Annotated in this window: 5 protein-coding genes; 3 read left to right on the top strand and 2 right to left on the bottom strand. The window is 32.3% G+C overall.

Annotation, left to right across the window (positions count from 1 at the left end):
* Nucleotides 1-212: acyl carrier protein (locus tag ACIQZC_RS09940; RefSeq protein ID WP_396139068.1), on the bottom strand; the 212-nt coding region annotated here is incomplete at its 3' end.
* Nucleotides 213-385: 173 nt separating this feature from the next.
* On the opposite strand from ACIQZC_RS09940, the gene purN reads away from it, so the two are divergent.
* Entirely contained in the window at nt 386-949 is a 564-nt protein-coding gene (gene purN / locus ACIQZC_RS09935; RefSeq protein WP_396139067.1) for a phosphoribosylglycinamide formyltransferase, read from the top strand.
* An 11-nt stretch (nt 950-960) separates the two neighbouring features.
* Nucleotides 961-1,440 (top strand): ribonuclease HI, encoded by a 480-nt coding sequence (locus tag ACIQZC_RS09930; RefSeq protein ID WP_396139066.1) that lies wholly within the window; start codon nt 961-963, stop codon nt 1,438-1,440.
* 34 nt (nt 1,441-1,474) lie between these two features.
* Here the strand turns inward: ACIQZC_RS09930 and ACIQZC_RS09925 are convergent, their stop codons facing one another.
* Nucleotides 1,475-2,383, bottom strand: coding sequence for a DUF6268 family outer membrane beta-barrel protein (locus ACIQZC_RS09925; RefSeq protein ID WP_396139065.1), 909 nt, complete (start codon nt 2,381-2,383; stop codon nt 1,475-1,477).
* A gap of 367 nt (nt 2,384-2,750) precedes the next feature.
* On the opposite strand from ACIQZC_RS09925, the gene ACIQZC_RS09920 reads away from it, so the two are divergent.
* Nucleotides 2,751-3,605, top strand: an 855-nt coding sequence (locus tag ACIQZC_RS09920; protein ID WP_396139064.1) for a PfkB family carbohydrate kinase, incomplete at its 3' end; no start/stop codon positions are given.

Below are 3,605 nucleotides of genomic sequence, written 5' to 3'. Positions count from 1 at the left end.
GAGATAGCTTGACCTACAGTAGCAATGTTTTCCGCTTGGTCGTCTGGAATTTGAATATCAAATTCTTTTTCGAACTCCATAATAAGCTCAACAGTGTCTAATGAATCAGCTCCTAAATCATTTGTGAAGCTTGCTTCTGTTACAACTTCGTTTTCGTCAACACCTAATTTGTCTACGATAATCGCTTTTACTCTTGATGCAATGTCTGACATAATCTTTTATTTTTTAATTTAATTTGTTGGCAAAAATAAAAAACTTTATTTTAAAACCACCTTTTTGTTGCTAAATATGACAACGAATTTAAAAAAAATAATTCATAAAGGCTTCTTTTTTTTATTTTTTACCAAATATTATGCTTTTTTTTGTGGAAAGAAATTATTTATAAATGAAGAATATTGTGCTTTTCGCTTCTGGTAATGGTTCAAACGCCGAAGAAATTATTAATTATTTTAAAAATAGTGAAAATGCAAAAGTAGTTGCTATTTTTTCTAATAAGGCCGATGCCAAAGTGTTAGATCGAGCAAAAAACCATAACATTCCATCGGTTGTTTTTTCAAAAGCGCAATTAAATGAAGGTTTTGTACTCGAAAAATTGCAGCAGTTTCAGCCCGATTTAATTGTTTTGGCCGGATTTTTATTAAAATTTCCCGAATCTATATTAAAGAAATATACAAAAGTGATCAATATTCATCCAGCATTGTTGCCAAAATATGGCGGAAAAGGAATGTATGGAATGCATGTGCATGAAGCCGTTTTAGATAATAAAGAACAAGAAACCGGAATTACTATTCATTTTGTAAACGAACATTATGACGAAGGCGAATTTATTTTTCAAAAAGCAGTAAATATTGAAAATTGTAATACGGCTGAAGAAATTGCACACAAAATACACGAGCTAGAACATCAATATTTTCCTGAAGTTATAGGAAAGCTAATCACTAATCACTAATCACTTTTTACTTGAGTCACGAAGTCCACATATACACAGACGGTGCTGCCAAGGGAAATCCTGGTCCGGCGGGCTATGGCGTGGTAATTGAACTCGTAGGAACGCCGTATAAAAAAGAATTTTACGAAGGTTTTCGCATTTCCACTAATAATAGAATGGAATTATTAGCGGTAATTGTAGGTTTAGAAAAATTAAAAAACCCAAAAACGAAAGTTTTGGTCGTTTCTGATTCTAAATATGTGGTAGATGCCGTAGAAAAACGTTGGGTATTTCAATGGGAAAAAATCAACTTCAAAGCGAAGAAAAACCCCGATTTGTGGCTGCGTTTCTTAAAAATTTATCGCCAACACCAAGTTGATTTTCAATGGGTTAAAGGACACAACAGTCATCCACAAAACGAACGCTGTGATGCATTAGCGGTTATGGCTTCGCAACAAGAACAATTGTCTATTGATGAGTTTTATGAAAGAGAAGATGAAAAGTTGTTGTAAATAGATAAAAAAAGGAGCTTTTCAGCTCCCTTTATTATTTTGTTTCTTTGGTTAAATCAAATCGATAAATTGCATCAAATCCTACATAAAGTGAAGAATCAAATTCTGAATTAAGTCGATTTCTTTTATCTGTGCTCAGTGGGAACGTTAAAACTTGTGCGCCTACCTTTTGATTACTGTTAAAAACGCCATAATCTGTGGTATCAAATCCTACTTTTCCTCTTAAAATAATTGAATTATCCATTAAACCAAGTGCTGCATAAAGCGCAAAGCGAATGGATTCCTCTTGAACATAATTGTCAGAATTTAATTCGGAAAGATTATATGATTTAATAGAAGTTGCTAAATCAGAACCAACGCTGAAATTTTTTGATAACGCATAATTAGCATCCATACGAATTGGTAAAGTGGCATTAATATAAAATTTATTGTCTTTAGATCGGTGCCATAATCCAATTAATGGTGTAATTGTTGATCCGTGATTTTCAGAAGAAGCATACATTCCAAATTTAATTTTGTAGGATTCACTATATTGATAATCTAAAACTGCTATACCTCCAAATTGGAAGTCATTAGATCCAATATTGTCAAAATCTGAGGCAATTTTTGGAAGAAAAACATAGGTTCCAGACCATTTCTCAGAATGTTGGTATTTCATTCCTAGATTTAAACGCGTCATGGTTAAGCTGCTTCTATCAGAGCTTGGACTTAAGTTTAATCGTGTATTTTCAACGGTAAAACCGGTTAATAAGACGGCTTTGTCTGATAATTTTTTTGGATAGTAAACTTCCATGTTCAAGTTGTTTACGCTGGTTTCATAATTATTATCAATGTTGCCTAGTGTTGCATTATTTGTAGATAATTTTACAATATCTACATAATCTTGCGAATAAATTAAGTTGGCACTCATTAAGAATACAACTACTACAATAATTTTTTTCATACTTTTATTTGATTAGTTTATCAAAAATACTACATAATCAAGTTATCTATCACTACGAATTACATTAATAATTGTTATAATTACCATTATTTATTTTAATGATTTAATACTAAATAAACTTGTCTAGCACGCATTTATCTTTTTATCGAACTAAAATTACGTATTTTTTAAATTATTTCAATTTATTTAAAAGTATTTTTTGCTAATGCATAAGCTGTGAATAACTCTTTAAGCAATGCCGCAAGAACTATTGTTGATGGTTTCCTTTTGCAGAGAAAACAAGTAAAGTTGTTGTAAAGAATAACTTTTAAACTTTAAACTTTGAAACTAAAGTTTTATCTTTGCCTATTATTTCAATTTCAATTTAATGAACAAATTATTAATTGTAGGTACGGTTGCTTTTGACGCTATCGAAACACCTTTTGGTAAAACCGATAAAATTTTAGGAGGCGCTGCAACTTTTATAGGACTTTCGGCTTCGCATTTTAATGTAAAATCAGGAATCGTTTCAGTAGTTGGAGAAGATTTTCCACAAGAATACCTGGATTTATTGACCGCAAGAAACATTGATATTTCAGGAATCGAAATCGTAAAAGGAGGAAAAACCTTCTTTTGGAGCGGTCGTTACCACAATGATATGAACTCAAGAGATACATTGGCTACAGAATTAAATGTTTTGGCTGATTTTAATCCGGTAGTTCCACAAGATTTTAAAAATGCCGAAGTAGTAATGCTCGGAAACTTACACCCACTAGTTCAAACGGGTGTTTTAAATCAAATGACTACAACGCCTAAATTAGTGGTTCTTGATACCATGAATTTTTGGATGGATTGTGCCTTACCCGAATTGCTAGATGTTATTAAACGTGTAGATGTAATTACTATCAATGATGAAGAAGCACGTCAGTTATCTGGAGAATATTCTTTAGTAAAAGCGGCTGCTAAAATTCATACCATGGGTCCAAAATATGTCGTAATTAAAAAAGGAGAACACGGAGCGTTAATTTTCCATAACGAACACATTTTCTTTGCTCCAGCATTGCCATTAGCAGATGTTTTTGATCCAACAGGCGCTGGAGATACATTTGCAGGAGGTTTCTCAGGATTTATTGCACAACAAGGCGATATTTCTTTCAACACCATGAAAACAGCAATCATTCAGGGTTCAAATTTAGCCTCTTTTTGTGTGGAAAAATTTGGAACAGAACGAATGGTTAGTCTA

The sequence above is a fragment of the Flavobacterium sp. genome (assembly GCF_044338735.1).
Taxonomy (GTDB): Bacteria; Bacteroidota; Bacteroidia; order Flavobacteriales; family Flavobacteriaceae; genus Flavobacterium.
This window is presented reverse-complemented; position numbering and strand designations above follow the sequence as displayed.

Bases quoted from the DNA above. Each gene is read 5' to 3' on its own strand.
- purN (WP_396139067.1), top strand. From the start codon at position 386: ATGAAGAATATTGTGCTTTTCGCTTCTGGTAATGGTTCAAACGCCGAA.
- ACIQZC_RS09925 (WP_396139065.1), bottom strand. From the start codon at position 2,383: ATGAAAAAAATTATTGTAGTAGTTGTATTCTTAATGAGTGCCAACTTA.